General features: G+C 64.3%; 16 protein-coding genes. 11 read left to right on the forward strand and 5 right to left on the reverse strand.

The window, feature by feature from the left end; translation table 11 throughout:
* Positions 1–48: 48 nt before the first annotated feature.
* Both ACMT3I_RS02065 and ACMT3I_RS02070 read left to right on the forward strand, forming a co-directional pair.
* Positions 49–642: a hypothetical protein gene (locus tag ACMT3I_RS02065; protein WP_414802777.1), complete on the forward strand. Its 594-nt coding sequence runs from the start codon at positions 49–51 to the stop codon at positions 640–642.
* Positions 643–647: 5 nt separating this feature from the next.
* Positions 648–875, forward strand: coding sequence for a hypothetical protein (locus ACMT3I_RS02070; RefSeq protein WP_414802778.1), 228 nt, complete (start codon positions 648–650; stop codon positions 873–875).
* Here the strand turns inward: ACMT3I_RS02070 and ACMT3I_RS02075 are convergent.
* Complete coding sequence (locus ACMT3I_RS02075) at positions 868–2,724, reverse strand: glycerophosphoryl diester phosphodiesterase membrane domain-containing protein (protein WP_414802779.1); 1,857 nt, start codon at positions 2,722–2,724, stop codon at positions 868–870. The two genes, ACMT3I_RS02070 and ACMT3I_RS02075, sit on opposite strands and share 8 nt — an antisense overlap.
* 50 nt (positions 2,725–2,774) lie before the next feature.
* Positions 2,775–4,235: an MFS transporter gene (locus ACMT3I_RS02080; protein WP_414802780.1), complete on the reverse strand. Its 1,461-nt coding sequence runs from the start codon at positions 4,233–4,235 to the stop codon at positions 2,775–2,777.
* A 223-nt stretch (positions 4,236–4,458) separates the two neighbouring features.
* Here ACMT3I_RS02080 and ACMT3I_RS02085 point away from each other — a divergent pair, with 223 nt between their 5' ends.
* From ACMT3I_RS02085 to ACMT3I_RS02115, 7 genes are read left to right on the forward strand one after another with little or no spacing between them, the layout of a single operon-like run.
* Complete coding sequence (locus ACMT3I_RS02085) at positions 4,459–6,087, forward strand: TIGR04028 family ABC transporter substrate-binding protein (RefSeq protein ID WP_414802781.1); 1,629 nt, start codon at positions 4,459–4,461, stop codon at positions 6,085–6,087.
* A 9-nt stretch (positions 6,088–6,096) separates the two neighbouring features.
* The gene (locus ACMT3I_RS02090) at positions 6,097–7,134 is read left to right on the forward strand and encodes an ABC transporter permease (RefSeq protein WP_414802782.1); all 1,038 of its coding nucleotides are present in this window, start codon (positions 6,097–6,099) and stop codon (positions 7,132–7,134) included.
* Positions 7,131–8,042, forward strand: a complete 912-nt coding sequence (locus tag ACMT3I_RS02095; protein WP_414802783.1) for an ABC transporter permease — start codon at positions 7,131–7,133, stop codon at positions 8,040–8,042. Before ACMT3I_RS02090 ends, ACMT3I_RS02095 begins: the two co-directional genes overlap by 4 nt.
* Positions 8,039–9,685: a dipeptide ABC transporter ATP-binding protein gene (locus ACMT3I_RS02100; protein WP_414802784.1), complete on the forward strand. Its 1,647-nt coding sequence runs from the start codon at positions 8,039–8,041 to the stop codon at positions 9,683–9,685. Before ACMT3I_RS02095 ends, ACMT3I_RS02100 begins: the two co-directional genes overlap by 4 nt.
* Positions 9,682–10,725, forward strand: coding sequence for a putative FMN-dependent luciferase-like monooxygenase (locus tag ACMT3I_RS02105; RefSeq protein ID WP_414802785.1), 1,044 nt, complete (start codon positions 9,682–9,684; stop codon positions 10,723–10,725). Before ACMT3I_RS02100 ends, ACMT3I_RS02105 begins: the two co-directional genes overlap by 4 nt.
* A 44-nt stretch (positions 10,726–10,769) precedes the next feature.
* Positions 10,770–11,435, forward strand: a complete 666-nt coding sequence (locus ACMT3I_RS02110) for a CMD domain protein (RefSeq protein ID WP_414802786.1) — start codon at positions 10,770–10,772, stop codon at positions 11,433–11,435.
* Positions 11,435–12,079: an alkylhydroperoxidase domain protein gene (locus ACMT3I_RS02115; protein WP_414802787.1), complete on the forward strand. Its 645-nt coding sequence runs from the start codon at positions 11,435–11,437 to the stop codon at positions 12,077–12,079. The genes ACMT3I_RS02110 and ACMT3I_RS02115 overlap by 1 nt, the downstream gene beginning before the upstream one ends.
* Positions 12,080–12,165: 86 nt before the next feature.
* Here the strand turns inward: ACMT3I_RS02115 and ACMT3I_RS02120 are convergent, their stop codons facing one another.
* Together ACMT3I_RS02120 and ACMT3I_RS02125 are read right to left on the reverse strand one after the other, a co-directional pair.
* A complete protein-coding gene (locus ACMT3I_RS02120) occupies positions 12,166–13,065 on the reverse strand; it encodes a sulfurtransferase (RefSeq protein ID WP_414802788.1) in 900 nt (299 codons plus the stop codon).
* A 96-nt stretch (positions 13,066–13,161) separates the two neighbouring features.
* The gene (locus tag ACMT3I_RS02125) at positions 13,162–13,653 is read right to left on the reverse strand and encodes a LysM peptidoglycan-binding domain-containing protein (RefSeq protein WP_414802789.1); all 492 of its coding nucleotides are present in this window, start codon (positions 13,651–13,653) and stop codon (positions 13,162–13,164) included.
* A 238-nt stretch (positions 13,654–13,891) separates the two neighbouring features.
* Between ACMT3I_RS02125 and ACMT3I_RS02130 the strand changes: the two genes are divergently transcribed.
* Positions 13,892–14,917, forward strand: a complete 1,026-nt coding sequence (locus ACMT3I_RS02130) for an ATP-binding cassette domain-containing protein (RefSeq protein ID WP_414802790.1) — start codon at positions 13,892–13,894, stop codon at positions 14,915–14,917.
* The gene (locus ACMT3I_RS02135; protein ID WP_414802791.1) at positions 14,914–15,729 is read left to right on the forward strand and encodes an ABC transporter permease; all 816 of its coding nucleotides are present in this window, start codon (positions 14,914–14,916) and stop codon (positions 15,727–15,729) included. The genes ACMT3I_RS02130 and ACMT3I_RS02135 overlap by 4 nt, the downstream gene beginning before the upstream one ends.
* A gap of 525 nt (positions 15,730–16,254) precedes the next feature.
* Here the strand turns inward: ACMT3I_RS02135 and ACMT3I_RS02140 are convergent.
* Positions 16,255–19,566 (reverse strand): ATP-binding protein, encoded by a 3,312-nt coding sequence (locus ACMT3I_RS02140; protein ID WP_414802792.1) that lies wholly within the window; start codon positions 19,564–19,566, stop codon positions 16,255–16,257.
* Positions 19,567–19,596: the final 30 nt, after the last annotated feature.

Consider the following 19,596-nt stretch of genomic DNA (forward strand, 5'->3'; position numbering starts at 1 on the left):
TGGTGTGCGGTGCTGGACAGCATCCGTTCGATCGGTGAGACTGCAAGGATGCAGATCACGCATCACTTCACCGACGACGAGTTCTGGGCACGTATCGCTGGGTCAGATGAGGAGCTACGAGCTTCGTTCGATCGGGCGGGTGCGTTTGAGATTGCGGGCTGGCAGGGGCCGGTCTCGATCGGAGAGTGGGGATTCACCGGTGGTTTGCGCTCGTTGACCTTCGGAGTTGTGCCACTGGCGTCCGGGAGTTCGACGGATTCTGGCGAGCCTGTCGCATCCACTCACCCGGTGACTGCCGTCACGGTGCTCGTCGAAGATGGCACGAGCCCGCGGGATTTCGTCGCGCAGCGCCGGCAGGTGCTGGCGGTGATGGACGATCCGGAATACAGGCCGCCAGCTGTTGATGTGCCGGCTCTCCCTGACGATGTGCGGGTGATCATGGTGGATGACGTCCCCGTGGCGTTCGAGATCTGGGCGCAACCTGGTCGCTGGTGCGCGGCCGGCCAGATTCGCGAACTCACGGTTGCTATCGAGGCGGACAGCGAGCTCGCTGATGATGCGTCGCTGCGGCTGGTCACGAATATTGAGCCATATATTGACGGACGCAACGCACTCATTCGCGGCATGCGTGGGGGGATCTGATCACGGTGAGCGCGAAAAGTTCAACTGAAGTTCCGGCTCGGTGGGTGTGGATCGTGGCTGTCGTCTGGACAGTTGTGGCTCTCGGGCTGGGCATCTGGGTGACGGCGGCTACCGGGGAGTGGATGGTGCTCCTGCTGGCGTTTGGCCTCACAGCACCTCTCGACGTGATGCTGATTCGAAGCCGTCGGGGAGCGCCGGGGAGTGCTGCAGGCATCGCCGCCCCACCTACCTGAACACACTCAAATCGCTCAGCGCATCGCTCACCTGAAACGACAGTCCACGCCGGTCTGCGATGAGTGACCTGTAGCTGACGGCAAGGTCAGGGTGGTCGGTGACGATACCGTCGACGGGCATCCGCAACAGGTCTCGGATCGTTTCCTCACCGTTGACTGTCCAGACATAAACCGGCTTGCCGATCGCATGCGCCTCGGTGAGGAAGTTCTGGCTGAATGACGCTTGCTCGACAACGAAGAAGTCGCAATCGAGATCGGGGATATCGCCGATGGTCATCGCGATCGTGTATCCGACGCGCAGCTCTGGCCGCTTTTCCTTGAGCTCCGACACTGCAGCGGCGCTGAGCGAATGATAGATATTGGAGTTCGTAACCCCGAGGGAGTCAAGCTCCGCGAGGAACGTATCGACGAAGTCCGGCTTTTCGTGACCGTGCACCTTGAGCTCGATGAGAAGAGGAATGCCAAGTTCGGCTGCACGGGTCACGTACTCGGCCATCGACGGAATCGTTGCAGAGAAGCCGCCGACGTGTTCCTCTGTAGCTGTCACCTCATCCAAAGTCATGTCGTAAATGTTCTTGTTCACTCCCGCCACGATGAACAGATTGCTGTCGTGACTCGCGACGAATTGCCCGTCGCTGGTCTGCTGCATATCAGTTTCGACATAGTCGGCTTTCGCTGCGGCTGCCGCCTCGAGCGCGGGGATCGAGTTTTCGACCCCACCGTCGATGAAGCCACGGTGAGCCAAAATCACGGTGTCACTCGCATCGGTTACCGGCGTTGCCACGGCAGGCGCGGCATCCATTCCGATGACCATCACGACAGCCGAGGCCACTGTCCACGCCACGGCCGAAATTGCTCGGGCACCATTCGTGCGCGGCGTAGCCGGCCGAGCCGGAATGCCCGGCATGCCCATCAGTTCACGGCTCACCGAGACCAGGATCTGGGCGACGATGACCTGGGTGATCCCGATGATGATGAAGCCGAGAACACGTCCGGCACCAATCCCAACGGATGCCGCCACGACAGCAGCGCTCGGATCCATGCCGGCCGACAGCTCGGTCAGCCGCACGATCAGCTCGACGATCGCCGACGAGATGAGTACGGCGAGGCCAACGGGGAGTCCGACCGACACCGCCAGCTTCCAGGCGTGCCTACGCGTTGCGAGCAGACTCCGGCCAACAGAACGCAGCGGAGTCCGGCCAGAGACGACGAGCAGAGGCAGCGTGAGGATGAGCCGCAGATTCACATAGAGAATGACGCCGATCACGAGGGTGTAACCGATGGCGCCGAGCGGCGTCTTCATGTACTCGCCCGTCACGAAGGGCGGAATGCCGATGCCGCGGGTGAGGACTGACAATAGCCCCAGACCTCCTAGTGGAGCAACGACGAAGAAATACGCCAGGAGAACAGGGGATTGGTAGTGGAACACCCGGCGCACATGCCAGCTGAGCGAGTACGCAATGGAGCGCATTCCGAGCGAGCGGCCGGCCTGCTGTCGATTGGCCATGATGAAAATCGTTGAGAACTGCAAAGAGACAGCCGTGAGCGCGATCACCGCGATCCCGATGAGCAGGAATACGGAGAGCGGATCGGCAAGCATTGTGCCGAGGTTGCGGTCGGTCAGGTTTGAGAGCCCCGATGAGGAAAGCGCGAGCTCGAACAATGCAGTAATCGCCGGAATCGCACCGAGCACGATGGCACCCTGCATCACCAGGATGATAGCCAGATAGTGCCAGATCGACGAGACGGTCAGCCTGAGGACGTCGACGGCACTCGAGAATGTGAGCAAATCGATGCGACGGCGAGGGGATATCGAATCCGGGGGTGTCACAAGGCCGGATTTTTGCACTACTGCATTGTAAGCATGCGCTTCATGTGGAAATGCACGACGGCGGAGCGCTAGTGCTGGACCGGCAGGCTGGCGGTGTCGTCGCGCGGTTGATGTTTGGGCAGCATCAGCGTGAAGACCACGCCGATGACCGCAGCTGCAGCACAGATTCCAAAGCTGAGCTGGAAGCCGAAGGTGTTCGGTGTGGTGACGCCATCGACGGTGATGATGTTCGACGCGAGGATCAACCCGATGACGGCGCTGGCGGCGGTCGAACCCAGCGTGCGCATAACCGAGTTGAGTCCGTTGGATGCTGCTGTCTCTGACGCGGGCACCGCGGCCATGATCAGTGTCGGCATCGCCGCATAGGCAAAACCGACGCCGAAGCCGACGGCCGTCGCGACAAGCACAGCGTGCCAGATCTCGGTCATCAGGAAGATGGCAAGCAGATAGCCGACGGCAATGATTGCAACACCGAGAAGCAAGCTGATGCGCGCACCGTGCTTTGCTATGAGTTTGGCGGCCGTACCGGACATTGCCCACATGACCAGGCCGCTCGGCATCAGACAGAGGCTGGCGATGAGCATGCTCTGGCCGAGTCCGACACCGGTATCGGTGGGGGCCTCAAGCAGCAGAGGCAACGCAACGGCAGTGGCGAAGAATGCGAAGCCGACGGTGACCGATGCCAGGTTGGTGAGCAGCACGGAGCGACGCATCGCGACACGGATGTCGATCAGCGGGCTGTCGACGCGCAACTCGAGCACCAGCCACAGGCCGATGACCGCTACGCCGCCGAGCCCGATTCCCAGCGTGAGCGGGCTGGCCCAGCCCCACTCGTTGCCCTTCGATATGGCAAGCAGGATCCCGACAAGGCCCGCGGCCAGTCCGACAGCACCGACGTAGTCGAACGTGCCCTCGCTGCGCAGCGTGCTCACGGGAACGAAGACCACCACAAGCACGAAGCCGACAACCCCGAGCAGCCCCGACACCACGAACAACACGTGCCAATCGAGGTACTGCGAGATGACGGCCGAGATCGGCAGGCCCACGGCGCCACCGATTCCCAGCGTGGCGCTGACCAGGGCGATGGCCTTGCCCAGCCTGTCGCGGTGCAGCACATCGCGCAGGATACTGATGCCGAGTGCGATCACGCCGAGGCCGGCACCCTGCAGGGCCCGACCGATGACCAGCGGGATGAGCGAAGACGAGAACCCGGCAACCACCGAACCGAGGATGAGGCTACCGAGCAGCACCAGCATCATCCGTCGCTTGCCGTAGAGGTCACCGAGGCGACCGCTGATAGGAGTCGCAACCGCCGCGGCAAGCAGTGTGGCCGTGACCACCCAGAGGGCGTCCTGCGTCGAGACCCCGAGGATCCCGGGCAATTCGGGAAGCAGGGGAGTGACCAGGGTCATCATGAACGAGGCGACAAGGCCGGTGAAGGCCAACGAGGCAACGATTGCGCGTTCGTTCGGGCCCCTGCTGAGCCTGGCGCGATCTGTGTCGCTCAGCCAGTGGTCGTCGTTGCTCATGTGTTCGTTGTCTCCAGTGCAGTGTCAGCGATGGCGACTACGCCAACGGAGTCGTTTCACTGTACCGCTGCCCCACGACCTGCCGATTCCGCAAGGAAGTGACGTTGCGTGACGAACGCGGTAGCCATGTGACACCTCGGCTCGATCGCCGAGACATGTCTTGGCAGCATCGTTCTCACACAGCACCGAACACAGCACACGCACAGCAGCGAAAGGGAACCCCGTGTCACGCATCACACGAACAGCACTCATTGCAGGGGTGGCGCTTGGCGCAATCGCCCTGCTCAGCTCATGCGCAGCGCCGACAGCGTCCGACTCGTCAACCGGCGCAGCCGCAGGCGACCCGGTCACCGGCGGCTCGCTCACCTACCTTGAATATCAGGCCCCGACTTGCCTGTACCTGCCAGGAACCGGGTTCTACCCGAGCGGCGGAATCGTCAACCAGATCACCGACAAACTGACGTACCAGGATCCAGAGACGCTCGAGATCGAGCCCTGGATCGCATCGTCGTGGACGATCAACGACAACGCCACCGAGTACACCTTCGTGATCCGCGACGGCGTGACGTTCTCGGACGGCACCCCACTCGATGCAGCTGCGGTCGCGGCCAACTTCGACGTGTACGGCAAGGGAGACGCCGACCTCAAGCTCACCGTCTCAGAGGCCATCAACAACTACGACCACAGCGAGGTCATCGACGCGAATACAGTGAAGTTCTTCTTCACTCAGTCGTCGCCGGGCTTCTTGCAAGGCACCTCGGTGATCCAGTCAGGCCTGGTCTCTCCGGCCACGCTCGCGCTGCCATACGAGGAGCAATGCCAACTGAAGAACATCGTCGGGTCAGGCCCGTTCACTGTGTCGAACCAGATCATCGATAAGGAGATCGACTTCGCGGCCAGGGAAGACTACGACTGGGCGCCGGTCGAAAGTGAGCACCAGGGGCGCGCATACCTCGACGAGGTCAAGGTCATCGTTACCCCCGAAGACAGCGTGCGCATCGGTTCGCTGCTCTCCGGCCAGGCCGACTACGTACGGTACGTGCAGTCATTCGATGAGGCATCAGTTGAGGGAGCCGGCTTCGACCTGTACGCCCCGCAGACCCGCGGTGTGAACAACGGGCTCTTCCTCAGGCCGTCGAACTCGATCCTGCAGGACATCAACGTTCGTAAGGCTCTGCTGGCTGGAACAGACAGCCAGGAGATCGTCGACACGATCTTCACCGCTAACTACCCGAGGGCCACATCGGTGCTCTCCTCCAGCGCACTCGGCTACGAAGATCTCTCAGACAAGCTCGCCTATGACCCCAAGCAGGCCAACAAGCTGCTGGATGCTGCCGGCTGGGTTGCGGGGGATGACGGCATCCGCGTCAAAGACGGCGTGCCGCTGTCGCTGAACGTCTTCGTTGCCGGCGCGCAGCCGCAGTCGAAGCAGACCCTCGAGCTGGTTGCACAGCAATGGACAAAGATCGGCGTCCAACTGAACGTCAAGCCCGCCGACTCCGGATCGCTTGCTGCCGACATCAAGGATGCCGAGAAGACGCCGCTCAACCACTCGATGGTCGGTCGCGCAGATCAGGACGTAATCAAGAGTCAGTTCCACACCAAGAACCGCAACATCATCCTGTCGAACGACCCGAAGCTCGACGAGCTGCTCGAGGCTGAAGCATCAGAACCGAACCTGGACCTCAGGAACGCGGATGTCGCTGCAGCTCAGGAATACATCATCGACCAGGCGTACGCGATCCCGTTCTTCGAGGAACCGCAGGTCTACGGAGCAGCGACCTACGTGAAGGGCATCAGTTTTGAGTCCGTCGGCCGCCCGAGCTTCTACAGCGTCTGGCTCAACAAGTAAGGCATGACCATGAGCCCCAGGGATTCGAGCAGATCGGCCGCGATCAGATACTTCGCGGGTCGGATCGGCCAGGCAGCGCTTGTGCTGTGGGCTGCATTCACCATTACGTTCGTGCTGTTGCAGGCGCTGCCAGGCGACTCGATCATGATCAAGTTCGAGAACCCCGAGCTCGGCCTCTCACCGGAGCAGATCCTCGAGATCCGCACCCGGTACGGGGTCGACGAACCCGCGGTGATTCAGTACCTGCACACCCTGCTCGGATTCCTGGGCGGCGACTTCGGTTACTCGATCCAGACCGGAACCCCGGTGATCGAGCGTCTCGCCGAAGGCCTGCCAGAGACGCTCAAGCTGGCATCAGCCGGCTTCCTGCTCGCCGTTGTACTCGCCGTACTGATTGCCTTCACCGCCAGCTACACACGATTCGCCTGGCTCAGGGGAGTGCTCCTCGCTGTCCCGAGCTTGTTCATCTCGATCCCGACGTTCTGGCTCGGCATCCTGCTCGTACAGGTGTTCTCGTTCCAGCTGCGATGGGTGCCGGTAATCGGAGGGAATGAGATCCAGTCGTTGATCCTGCCGGTGCTCACGCTGGCCATCCCGATCTCGGCGCCGCTGGCGCAGGTGCTTTGCCGAAGCCTTGACTCCGTCTACACCCAGCCGTTCGTCGCCGTCGCCCAGGCCAAGGGTGCATCGCGGCAGTGGATCCTGTGGCGCCACGTCTGCCGCAACGCGATGGTGCCCACACTCACCATCGCCGGCCTGGTGTTCGGTGAGTTGATCGCCGGATCGGTTGTGACAGAGACAGTCTTCGGACGCAACGGCATCGGTCGCCTGACCGAGCAGGCCGTCGCGTCGCAGGACGTACCGGTGATCCAGGCAGTGGTCGTGCTGGCCGCTCTGGTATTCGTCGTGGTGAACCTGGTTGTCGACCTGCTCTATCCCGTGCTTGACCCACGGCTGACGCCGAAGCGTCCGGCCAGGGCCGGCGTCGCCCAGAACACAGCAGACGACACCGCCACCACCGAGTCGAAAGGCAGCGTGCTCGCATGACGATCCAGACCGTAACCGACTCACCGAACCTGGTTGACGTATCGCCGGCCGGGCCGTCGCCCATAAACACCGGTGAGGACGCTGCCACGGTGAAACCAGCACGTCGCCGCAGGCGCCTCCCGCAGCTTGGTCTCGTCCTGGCCTGGGCCGTCATCCTGCTCGTTGTGCTCTGGGCGCTCGTGCCTGGCATCTTCACCGGCCATGACCCGATCAGCGGTGTTGCTGCTGAGAAACTACAGGCACCGAGTCTCGCCCACATCTTCGGAACGGATGCCCTGGGGCGCGACCTCTTTGCCCGCGTCGTGTTCGGCGCAGGTAATTCACTCTCAGGCGCATTTGTCGCTGTGACAGTCGGCCTCATCGTCGGCACGGCGACCGGACTGCTCGCGGGCTCTGTTGGTGGACTTGTTGACGACATCCTGATGCGCGTCATCGACGTGCTGCTGTCGATCCCTGCGCTGCTGCTTGCGCTGACGATCATCATCCTGCTCGGGTTCGGCACCATCAACGCGGCGATAGCCGTCGGCGTCGGTTCGATCGCCGCGTTCGCCCGGTTGTCCCGATCAGAAGTGGTGCGAGTGCGCCGCGCCGACTACGTCGAGGCCGCGTTCGGGTCTGGCGCACGTTTCGGCGCAGTGCTGCTCCGCCACGTGCTGCCGAACTCGCTGTCTCCTGTCATTGCGCTCGCCGCGCTGCAGTTCGGTGTCGCGATCCTGGCCATCTCGACGCTGGGCTTTCTCGGCTACGGCGCTCCGCCGCCCACGCCCGAATGGGGCCTGCTCATCGCAGAGGGTCGCAACTATGTGGCCACATCGTGGTGGCTCACCACCATTCCCGGAGCCATCGTCGTCATCGTTGTGCTCTCTGCCAACCGAATCAGCCAGTCAATCGGAGGTGAGCGCTCATGAGCCTGCTCGACATCAACAACCTGGCCGTGTCGTACACCACAGCGACGGGCACGACCAGAGTGGTGCACGACGTCTCGTTCGGCATTGAGCCCGGCGAGGTCGTTGCCGTCGTCGGTGAGTCAGGTTCGGGCAAGTCGACGACAGCGCACGCGATCATTGGCTTGCTTGCCGGCAACGGACGCATCGACCATGGCTCCATTTTGCTGAATGGCACCGACATCGCCGGCTGGGCTGACAAGCGCCTCGAAACCGTGCGCGGTGCCCAGATCGGGCTGGTGCCGCAGGACCCCACCAGCTCGCTCAACCCGGTGAAGACCATCGGCGCCCAGGTGGGCGAGGTGCTTCGCATCCACAAGAAGGGCGCCAGACAGCAGGTGGCTGCCCGCGTCATCGAGTTGCTGACCCGCGTCGGCCTGCCGAATCCCGAGCAGCGCGCACAGCAGTATCCACACCAGCTCTCCGGCGGTATGCGCCAGCGGGTACTCATCGCAATTGCCATCGCACTTGAGCCGCAGCTGATCATCGCTGACGAGCCGACGAGCGCTCTCGACGTCACCGTGCAGCGTCGCATCCTCGACCTGCTTGACGACCTGCGGGCAGAGTTTGGCACAGCAATCCTGTTCGTCACGCACGACCTGGGGGTGGCCGCCAGCCGGTCGAGCCGTCTGGTCGTCATGCAGGGTGGCCGCATCCAGGAGCAGGGTCTCACGAGTGAGGTGCTGCAGAACCCGCAGAGCGAATACACCAGGCGTCTGCTGGCGAACGCGCCCGCGCTGGCACCCGTGACATTCAGGTCGCAGAAACCGCCGATTTACCTGCGGGATGCCGACAGCGTCGCCGCCGAGAAAACGTCAGCCATCGTGGTGAAGAACCTGGTCAAGGTTTTTCCTGCACCAACCCGCATCGGTGAGCCGTTCCGGGCTGTTGACGACGTGTCGTTCAGCGTGCTGCGCGGTACGACCCATGCAATCGTTGGTGAATCGGGGTCGGGTAAGACAACGACGGCCCGCATGATCGTGCGGTTTGAAGAACCCACAAGCGGCCACGTCGAGGTCGACGGTGATGACATCGCTCAGCTGAAGGGCGAGGCGCTTCGCCAGCTGCGCCGACGCATCCAGCTCGTCTATCAGAACCCATTTGCCTCCCTCGATCCCCGGCAGAGCGTGGGGCAGATCGTTGCAGAGCCGCTGCGCAACTTCGACCTCGCCGATAGGGCTGGCCGGACGAAGCGAGCTGCCGAGCTGATCGGTCGGGTCGCGCTGCCGACAACCGTGCTCGAGCGTAAGCCCCGTGAGCTGTCTGGCGGTCAGCGCCAGCGCGTGGCCATCGCCAGGGCGCTGGCGGTCGACCCCCGCGTCGTCGTGCTGGACGAAGCAGTGTCTGCTCTCGACGTGACCGTCCAGGCGCAGATTCTCGAACTGCTCGGCCAGCTGCAGAACGATCTCAACCTGACCTATCTCTTCATCTCGCACGACCTGTCGGTGGTCAGGCAGATCTCCCACACCGTCTCGGTGATGAGTCGGGGTCGCATCGTCGAGAGCGGCAGCGCCAAGCAGGTTTTCCAACATCCAGCGCATGAGTACACCCGCGAGCTCCTGGCTGCGGTGCCAGTGCCGCAGCACGAAAGGACAATTCTCGTATGACGACCAGACGCCTCGGATTCTTCACCCGGCTTCTCGATGAGGTACCGGCGGGCGATCGCTATCGGTACGCCGCCGAACAGATCGTCACAGCCGAGCGATTCGGGTTCGATTCGGCCTGGGTGGCCCAGCACCACTTCCATGAGGCAGAAGGCGGACTGCCGTCTCCACTGGTGTTCCTCTCGCACGTCGCTGCCTTGACCTCTGGTATCCGCCTCGGCACCGGCATTATCACCCTGCCGCTCGAGAACGCGATCAGGGTCGCAGAGGATGCCGCGGTACTCGACCTGCTCTCGGGCGGTCGTCTTGAAGTTGGCGTCGGCTCAGGTGGCACGGCGTCGTCATTCACCGCCTTCGGTCAGCAGAGCTCCGAGCGCGGACGCATCTTTGCCGAGCACCTGCAGGTACTGCGCAACGCGTTCGCCGGTGAGGTATTCGGCGGTAGCGATGCTGTCGACGACAACCGGCTGTATCCGGCAGCGCCCGACCTGCTCGGACGACTCTGGCAGGCAACGTTCTCGGCAGCGGGTGCGGCCAGGGCCGGTGCAGCCGGCGACGGACTGATGCTCTCGCGAACCCAGCCACGCCCGGCGGATGAGCTGTACGCCACGCTCGCCGACATCCAGCTTCCGGTAATCGATGCCTACCTCGAGGCGCTGCCGGACGGCACCCCGTCACGCATCATGGCCTCGCGCACACTGTTCGTCGCCGACGATCGCGCCGAGGCCAGGCGCTACGCCGAGGTCGGGCTGCGCCGGGCAGCCGCAGGCTTCAGGGCATCGGGCCAGGTGATCGCCGGTGACTCCCTCGACGAGCTGATCGTGTCGCTCGACACTCACGTCGGCACCGTTGACGAGGTCATCGAGTCGCTGGCCGCCGACAGGGCGCTGGATGGCGTGAGCGACGTGGTGTTCCAGGTGCACTCCGTCGATCCGCCGCACGAGCTCATCCTGCGCTCGATTGAACTGATTGCCACCGAAGTGGCACCGGCGCTCGGCATTGGTGTCGGCGCTCGCCATGTGCAGACGCTTTCACACTCCTGATCACTCACCCGCGCCTCATCACCCACTCACGTTTGGAGCACACCATGACACTCACCACCCCTGATGTGATCGACCACCTCGTTGGCATCGAACCGGGGTCGCCCCTTGCCGCCCTGCGCGGCGCTCGACCGGAAACCACCGCGAATGCGCAGGCCAGTTACAGCGCGCTGTTCGCACCCGAATACCTGGGCACGGTGACCGAGGCAGAGCGTTTCGCCCTCGCGACCTTCGTCATCGGACTGCATCAGGACGCCATCACTCGCGACTTCTATGAGGCCGACCTTCGTTCAGCAGACGGGGGCGCGATCCTGGCAGACGTCGTCCTCGACGAGATTTCTCGTGGTGCGACGACAGGGCCCTACGGCTTCTACCCAGAAGAACCGCTCTCGGCCGAGAACGTCGACGGGCTGCGTTACGTCGTGGCTGACCAGCACCGCGACATCCTCGGCTCACGCCTGGTCGCCGGACTTGAGCACGCTCACCTGCTGGTCTTCCGCCCGCGAGAGTCTAGTGCGAGTGCGCTGCAGACACTTCTGGATGCGGGCTGGTCGACAACCGACATCGTCACGATCTCGCAGCTTGTCGCGTTCCTCAGTTTTCAGGTGCGTGTCATCGGTGGTCTGAGGGTGCTCGCCGCCGATATCGCTGGCTCCCGTACTTCATCCACAGCTTCATCGTCATCCACAGCTTCATCGTCGAAAGGTCTCTGATGACTACCGCCGCTACCGACATTGTTACCAGCACTACTCCTGCAACCACGATCGAGTACCCCGACCTGGCGAGGCCCACCGTTTTCACTCAGGATGACCTGGGCTGGGTGCCATGGCTCGAACCGCTGGCCGAGTCCGAGCTGACCGAGCGTCACTGGGCAGGCCTTGTTGATGCATCGAGAGCGAAGTCGCCGTATTTCTCGCTGCTCGCCCGTGACCCCGAGATCCTCGGTGCTCGCACCCGCACCGACAAAGACATCTTCTACAACACCAAGGCCGGGCTGCCCCGTGCTGAGCGCGAGCTGGCTGCCGCGGCGACGAGTCGCGCCAACGGCTGTATCTTTTGCGCATCCGTTCACTCGCGCTTCGCGACGCACCACTCCAAGCGAGGGGATGACGTGCAGCGCCTGCTCGACGATGGCACGGATGCGACCCAGGACCCGCGTTGGAGTGCGATCATCGCGGCATCCGTCGCCCTGACGGCGACGCCGTCGGCGCTGACCGCCGCCCACCTGGTCGAGTTGCGCGCGCAGGGCCTTGACGATCTTGCGATCGCCGACGTCATCCACGGCGCCGCATTCTTCAATTGGGCGAATCGTCTGATGCTGAGCCTGGGGGAGCCGGAGCTGCCGGCATCCGCTTAGTCCCGCGCCCGGGTCCTCCTCCTCCCGACCCATTGTCCAGTCTGTCGCGAGCGAGCGTGGGGCTGTGTCAGACGATCAGCATCACGCTAGACGGTCGCAGGCACGGTCGCGGGCACGGTCACGACAAGCGGAGCATCGGCATCCGCTGCCCACTCGTTGAGTGAGCCGTCGTAGATGGCGACGTTCTGCTGCCCGGCACGCACCAGCGCGAAGGCGCTCGACGCGGCAGCGATGCCGCCTCCGCAATACGTCACGAATCGGGGTGCGTCGGTGAAGGGGGCGAGCTTAGCTTCCAGCGCGCTGCCCTGGAGGAACGCGTTCGTTTCGCGGTCGACGAGCCGACTGGCCGGAACGCTCACGCTGCCTGGGATGTGCCCGGCACGCGGACGCGAGCTCACTTCGCCGGAGAACTCAGTTGGCGGTGCCGAACAGACGAGGGCAGCATCCGTTTCACCGGCGACGATCGACTCGACGAACGCCTTGTCGACCCAGAGTTCCTCGCGCGGCTCGGCAGTGAAGCCGGCCACCCGGCGCGGCTCGACGAATCCGGTCTCTGTCGGGCGCTCCTCCGCGGTCCACTTCGTGTAGCCGCCGTCGAGTACGGCAACGTTGTCGTAGCCGAACGCACGGAATATCCACCAGATGCGGGCTGCCCAGTGGCCGACCGAGGTGTCGTAGACGACGACAGTCGTGGAGTTGTCGATGCCTACTGAGGTCGCCGCAGCCTCGAAGAGCTCGGCACTCGGGCGGGCGAAGCCGTAGTCACCATCGGGATCCGAGAACACCTCGAGCACATCGGCGAAGACTCCGCCGGGAATGTGGCCCTCGATCAGGTATTGGTCGAGTCCGCTCAGCCAGCGCGATCCGCCGCCTGGAGCCTTGGTGAGCAGCACCGTGGCATCCACGACGACCAGGTCGTCAGCGCCGAGATGATCGGCGAGCCACTGGGTCGAGACGAGGGGTGCTTGGGTGCTGAAATCGCTCATGCCGCAACGCTAAACCCGCGGTCGTCTTTGCCCCAGTTCCAACGACACAGTGGGTAACTCTCACAGCACAGTGGGTGACGCTCGGCTGCAGGATGCCTAGCGTTTGGTCGTCCAGTCCAGATTGATGACCTGGTTGATGTAAATATTTTCGCCGAGGCCTGGCACAGACGGGTTCATGTGCAGCATCTGCTGCACGGGCACGTCAAAGCGCTGCGCGATGTCGAAGAATGAATCGCCGCTGACCACGGTGTACGTCAGGAGATTGCCGGAACCATCGGTGGTCGTCGAGCCGGATGCGCCGGGGATCGCGCCGAGTTCGACTGCGGGCCCTGGTTCGACGAGCGGCGCCGGGGCGTTCGGTACTACCTCGCCGACCGGTGGGTTGGGAACAAGCTCAGGCTCTTCAACCGGAGCCGGAGCAGGCTCAACGGTTGGCTCAGGCGTGGGAGTGGGCGTCGCTGTGGGAGTCGGTTTTGGCGTCGGCGTGACGGTCATCGTCGCGGTGACCACCGGCGTCGGTTCACTGGCGCATCCGGCAAGCGTGAAAAGAAGAGCGGATGCAGCGAGCGCAGTGAGCGTGCGCTGCATCGGTGAATGCGTAGAAATAGTGACCCCCGGTTGATCTGCTGCTGAGAATGACGCCCTGACCAGCGGTATCCGCGGTAGCAGCGTGTGAACATCCTAGGCTGAGAGAACCCAGCAGCGCACGCCCCCAAATGTAGGTGGCTAGTTGCAGGAGCGTGCCAGAGCGGGTGCGAGAGCGGTGACAGTGCCGTGACAGCACTGTGACAGCGCCGTGAAAGTCAGGCCATCCAGCATGGTGGTTATGACAATCACAACCACCTCAGACTGGGCAGTCGAAGCCCACGGACTGGTCAAGACGTTCGGTTCGAACCGCGCTGTCGACGGGATCGACCTCACCGTTCGCACAGGCACCGTCTACGGTGTGCTCGGCCCGAACGGCGCCGGCAAGACCACCACGATCCGCATGCTGGCCACGCTGCTTCGACCGGATGCCGGTGAAGCTCGCGTCTTCGGCCACGACGTACAGCGTGAGGCGCAGATCGTGCGCCAGCTGATCGGCGTCACCGGCCAGTACGCGTCCGTCGACGAAAACCTCAGCGCCACGGAGAACCTCGTGCTCTTCTCCCGGCTGCACGGCCTCGGTCGCGCGGAAGCTCGAAAGAAGTCGGCCGACTTGCTCGACGAATTCGGGCTCACCGAGGCGGCCAAGCGCCCCCTGAAAAACTTCTCCGGCGGAATGCGTCGCCGGCTCGACCTCGCGGCCAGCCTCATCTCGCAGCCGCCCCTGATCTTTCTCGATGAGCCGACAACCGGCCTCGACCCGCGCACGCGCGCCCAGATGTGGGACACCATCCGCCGTCTGGTCGCCACGGGATCGACGGTGATGCTCACCACCCAGTACCTCGATGAGGCCGACCAGCTGGCCGATCGTATTGCGGTGATCGACCGCGGGATCGTTGTCGCAGAAGGCACAGCTGACGAACTCAAGGCCTCGGTTGGTGAGGCATCGCTGCAGGTGACACTCGTCGATCCGACGGATGCCGATGACGCGGTGCGTGCCATCCACTCCCTGCTGGGCGTCCAGGGCACCGTTTCGCCGGAACGCTCCCGCATCAATGTGCCGATCAACAACCCCGACCGTGTGACAGAGCTGCTCGTGGTGTTGCGTGAGGCAGGCATCCGCTTGACCGAATTCTCGCTGCAGAAGCCAACCCTCGACGAGGTGTTCCTCACGCTCACCGGGCACGGTGTCGCTGATGAGACCGACTCCGCCGCCGCCGCCTCCACCGCCTCCACCGACTCCACCTCCGAAAGGATCAGCGCATGAGCGCCACCATCATCGCCCCAGGGGCAACCCGCACCCTGGGCAATCGCGTCAGCCTCGAGCAGACGATGCGCAACTCCTTCACGATGGCCTGGCGCGGTCTGCTGAAGATCAAGCGAACGCCGGAGCAATTGTTCGATGTGACGCTGCAGCCGATTATCTTCACGCTGATGTTCACGTACATCTTCGGCGGGGCGATCTCTGGGGATGTGGCGAGCTACCTGCCGGTGATCATCCCGGGCATCCTGGTGCAGACCGTCATCACAACGTCGGTCGTCACCGGGGTGCAGCTGCGCGAAGACATGGACAAGGGCGTGTTCGACCGGTTCAAGTCGCTGCCGATCGCTCGCATCGCGCCGCTGGCCGGCGCACTGCTTGCCGACACCGTGCGATACGCCATCGCGGCAACGCTCACCTTCACCATGGGATACATCATGGGCTTCCGTCCGGAGGCTGGACTCGGCGGTGTTGTGCTGGCCATCCTGCTTGTGATCGTGTCGGCCTGGGCGATCAGCTGGGTCTTCGCCTTCTTCGGTGTCATCGCCCGCAGCGCGAGCAGCGTGCAGGGCATCTCGATGATCGTGCTGTTCCCGCTGACGTTCCTCTCGAACGCCTTCGTTCCTGTTGACACCATGCCGAGCTGGTTGCAGGGCTTCGTGAACGTGAACCCGGTATCCCATCTGGTCAGCGCTGTTCGTGAGCTGACGCTGTCCGGCACTTTCGGAGCGGATGCCGCCCTCGCGCTCGCCGGCGCGGCCGTCATCGTGCTGGTGTTCGCACCCCTCACCGTCCGGGCTTACATGCGCAGGGCCTGAAAACGGCGCGGGGCGCCGTTTTAGGCCCTGCGAAAGGCGGCAGCCCTCACTCAGGTATTCTGCGATACCCAATCGCTTCGCGTGACCAGCACCCAACCCGAGTCCGTCTGTCTCGCGGGGCGCCGTTTTTAGGCCCTGCGCAAGGCGGCAGCCCTCACTCAGGCATCCTGCAGAACCCAATCGCTTCGCGTGACCAGCACCCAACCCGAGTCCGTCTGTCTTGCGCGGGGCGCCGTTTTAGGCCCTGCGCAAGGCGGCAGCCCCCACCCAGCCGAGCCCGCCTCCTCCGACCGGAGGAGGCGGGCTCGTTTGCGCATCCGCTGTGGTGGAGCTGAAGCCGCGCCCGTTCTGGCTGGTCGCGCCCGCTGTAGCGGTAGCGCTGCGCCACAGCGGCCGCGGTGACGGGAGGGCGAAGCGCGCGCGGTGCGCACCGGGCGGGAGAGCGCGATGGGAGAGCAGCGGCGATGGGAGAGCAGCGGCGGTGGGAGAGCAGCGGCGGTGGGAGAGCAGCGTGGGCGAAGCGCCTCACCCCACATACATCGGACGCGCGAACAACTCGTGCGCTCGCATGGCGCGCTCACTGAGCGTGAGCGCTGCAGCGGCTGCCCGCATGCCGGCAATCTGCTCCGCCGAAAACTGCGCGGCCACACGGAAGAAGTGGGCATCCAAGTGCAGCACTGGCAGGTCCTGCCTGCCGTGGATGGCCTCGGCCAACGCGAGCAGTTCCAGCCCCTGGTCGGCCATGGCGGGCACGGTCATCGCCCAGACGGCGTAGCCGATCGCCGCGGTGCCGAGCACTGGCTTGTCGACAAAACCAGGTCTGGCCCTGTGCACGGCAAGCACGCGGGCTCGAAGGACCCTGGCGTGTGCGGCGATCTGCTCCGGCTCTCCCGTTCCATCGCCCACCCATGCCGAGATCAGGGCGGCTCCCAGCATTGTGAACCAGGGTGACGTGCGTTCCCTGCCGGTGACATGCATCTGGATAGCGGCGAGGTACAGCGCGGCTCCCTCATCGAATCGGCCGCGTGCCCGGGCAATCTCCGCGTGCCCTGCCATCGTCACAGAGCGCAGGTCCAGTCCATCAGGAGTGGAGGAAGGCGAAGCTGCGGTGATGCCGCTGAATCCGTCGAAGACAGCCGTGGCCTCATCCAGCTTGCCGATGGATACAAGGTTGGCGCCCTTCATCCACAGCAGCTGCCTGACGTCTTCGTCTGCGCTGAGCGCGCTGAGGCCTGCGGCCGCGCGATCGATCCAGCCGAGGGCATCCGTCGGCTGGTTGTTCTGGCTGGCGAGTTGCCCCATCAGCATCGCCGACATCGACGAGATCCACACATCACCCCGCTCCGTTGCCAACTGCCACGCCCTGGCGCCCAGCCGCTGGGCCAGGTCAAGGTCGCCATCATTCTCGGCGAGCTGGACGCCGATCAGATGACCGATCAGCGCTGTCGATGGATCGCTGGAGATCTGCATCGTGGTGAGTTCAGCAACGGAGCCCTGGCGGTCGGAGCTCCGCACCAGGAATCGGGCAAGAGTGGCAAGGCGCAGGGAGACCGGATGCCCGTTTGCCGCCAGTTTTCGCACCGTGCCGAGCGCGACGGCTCCGTTACGGTTGCCTTCAAGGAGTAGGATGGTGGCGACAAGAATGGCGGAGGCCAGCGTCGATTCCGCACGCCGGGCATCCGGTTCGTAACCGCGCATGACGCGCAGCACGTTCGGTGCGAATGACATGACTTCGCTGTGGTTTCCGCGCATGTTCCAGTAGAAACCGAGAACGGCGAAGACGCTTGCCACGACATCCGGTCGATCGGCAGCGAGGGATTGACGCAGGGTCCAGAGCAGCGTGTCATGTTCCAGGCGGATCTGGACGTACTGTTCCAGCTGGGTGTGGCCATCCAAACGGGGGAAAGCGGAGAGCGAGAACGACTCTGCCCAGTCAAAGATGGCCTGCTGGGCCACCTGGTCTTCACCGGCCCGGCTGAGTTCTCGGGCGCCGAATTCCCGCACCGTCTCCAGCATCCGATAGCGGAGTTGGCCTGTCATCGAGTCTTCGTGTACGCCGAGCAGCGATTGGGACACAAGGGCATCGAGGATGTCGAGAACGGCGGCGGGGTCATCGGTGTGAACGCCGAGCAGCGCGACGCGGTGGGCCGCTTCTTCGCCGAAACCGTCGGGAAAAAGCGCCAACCGTCGCAGAGCAGCTTGTTCGACGGGGGAGAGCAGGTTCCAGCTCCAGTCGATGACGGCCTGCAGGGTGCGATGACGCTCCGCGGCAGCACGGTCGCCGCCGACGAGGAGCGCGAACCGGTCTCCCAAGCGGCGTTCGATCTCGTCGACCGACATGGATCGCACGCGCGCCGCGGCCAACTCGATGGCCAGGGGCAGACCGTCGAGACGGGTGCAGAGCCGCGCGATGGTGTCGATGGGCAGCGCGACGCCGGGCCGAGCTGCGCGGGCACGTTCGCAAAACAGGCGGACGGCCGGTCCCTGGTGCTCGCCGCCGACTGTGTCCGTGCCGCCAGCCGTGCCGCCATTCGTGCCGCCGTCCGCGGTGCTGGCCAGCGGTTCGAGCGGGTAGACCCGTTCGCTGCCGATGCCGAGCGGGCTGCGACTCGTCGCGATCACCCGCACTGTCGAGGTGCTCGCCAGGATGTCCGACACCCAGCGTGCGGCGCCATCGATGACGTGCTCACAGTTGTCGACGACGAGCAGGGTCTCTCGCTCGCTGAGCTGACGAATGATGAGCGACCGCAGATCGTTGACGGGGGCGTCCGCGAGGCGCTGGCCGGGCATCCGCTCGCTGATCCCGAGCGTGGATGCCAGCGCAAAGGTGACATCCTCGTCTGAGCCGACGCTGGCCAGCTCAACGACGATCACTGCGGGGGCGCTCGAGCGGTGCGCCAGTTCCTGGGCCAGTCGGGTTTTACCGAGTCCACCAGCGCCCAGAATCGTGACGAGGCGCGTACTCGTGAGCGCGTGCTCGATATGACGGATGTCCTCATCACGCCCCACTAGCTGGTTCGGCGGGTTGCGCAGCCCGATCAATACCTGCGCGGGCGCGGGTGCCAACACCGATAACCCAGGCGCCGCCGAACTCTCCGCAGCGCCGTCACCATCGCCATCGTCCTGCAGCAGTCGCGTATTGAACGACACCAGCGCGGCAGAGGGAGAGCTGCCGAGCGCGTCACGCAACCGGGAACGGAATTCGCTGAAGACGAGCAGGGCATCGCCGCGGCGTCCGAGTCGGGTGAGCGCGCGCATCCGCTCGAGGGCCACGCTCTCATCGAAAGGGGATTCCTCTGCCAGGGCATTCCATGCGACGAGGGCTGCAGCGTCGTTGCCGAGCGTGGCCAGGAGCGCGGCGCGCGTGCGGGTGAGCGAGCGGTGGATGTCAACGGTCGGTGCAGGCAGTTCACTCGGCTCTGCGCGCCACAGGGCGAGCGCCTGTTCGACCAGCGCCAGGGCGGCGGCCGGGTCCGTTGCGGTCAGCGAATCCGCGCGGTTGCGGAGGGCGCGGGCGAGGTCAAAATCGGTGGTACCCGGCTGGGTCGCCAAGCGATAGCCATTCTCGGTCGACGCGATCAAGCCATCGGCGGCGACGGCACGCAACCGCGAGACGAGGGTCTGCAGGGCTGCCCGCGCATTGACTGGCTGCTCGTCTGCCCACAGCTCGTCGATGAGGGCGGCGCCGGAGAGAGCATGCGTGCGAGAGAGGGCGAGTGCCTGCACGAGGGCGCTGCCGCGTGCACCATGAGGGGGAACGAGCGCACCGCGACGATCTTCGACCAGGACAGGGCCAAGAACCGCAACGCGAACGCGCGCCTCGCCAGAAGAATCCACTCTGCTGATCCTAGCGAGCCGTGTCATCCG

The organism is Leifsonia sp. A12D58 (assembly GCF_047530025.1).
Classification (GTDB): domain Bacteria; phylum Actinomycetota; class Actinomycetes; order Actinomycetales; family Microbacteriaceae; genus Cryobacterium.

Coding starts and splice junctions, on each gene's coding strand:
- ACMT3I_RS02065 (WP_414802777.1), top strand. CDS start 49: ATGCAGATCACGCATCACTTCACCGACGACGAGTTCTGGGCACGTATC.
- ACMT3I_RS02080 (WP_414802780.1), bottom strand. CDS start 4,235: ATGAGCAACGACGACCACTGGCTGAGCGACACAGATCGCGCCAGGCTC.
- ACMT3I_RS02090 (WP_414802782.1), top strand. CDS start 6,097: ATGAGCCCCAGGGATTCGAGCAGATCGGCCGCGATCAGATACTTCGCG.
- ACMT3I_RS02095 (WP_414802783.1), top strand. CDS start 7,131: ATGACGATCCAGACCGTAACCGACTCACCGAACCTGGTTGACGTATCG.
- ACMT3I_RS02100 (WP_414802784.1), top strand. CDS start 8,039: ATGAGCCTGCTCGACATCAACAACCTGGCCGTGTCGTACACCACAGCG.
- ACMT3I_RS02105 (WP_414802785.1), top strand. CDS start 9,682: ATGACGACCAGACGCCTCGGATTCTTCACCCGGCTTCTCGATGAGGTA.
- ACMT3I_RS02110 (WP_414802786.1), top strand. CDS start 10,770: ATGACACTCACCACCCCTGATGTGATCGACCACCTCGTTGGCATCGAA.
- ACMT3I_RS02115 (WP_414802787.1), top strand. CDS start 11,435: ATGACTACCGCCGCTACCGACATTGTTACCAGCACTACTCCTGCAACC.
- ACMT3I_RS02120 (WP_414802788.1), bottom strand. CDS start 13,065: ATGAGCGATTTCAGCACCCAAGCACCCCTCGTCTCGACCCAGTGGCTC.
- ACMT3I_RS02125 (WP_414802789.1), bottom strand. CDS start 13,653: ATGCAGCGCACGCTCACTGCGCTCGCTGCATCCGCTCTTCTTTTCACG.
- ACMT3I_RS02130 (WP_414802790.1), top strand. CDS start 13,892: ATGACAATCACAACCACCTCAGACTGGGCAGTCGAAGCCCACGGACTG.
- ACMT3I_RS02135 (WP_414802791.1), top strand. CDS start 14,914: ATGAGCGCCACCATCATCGCCCCAGGGGCAACCCGCACCCTGGGCAAT.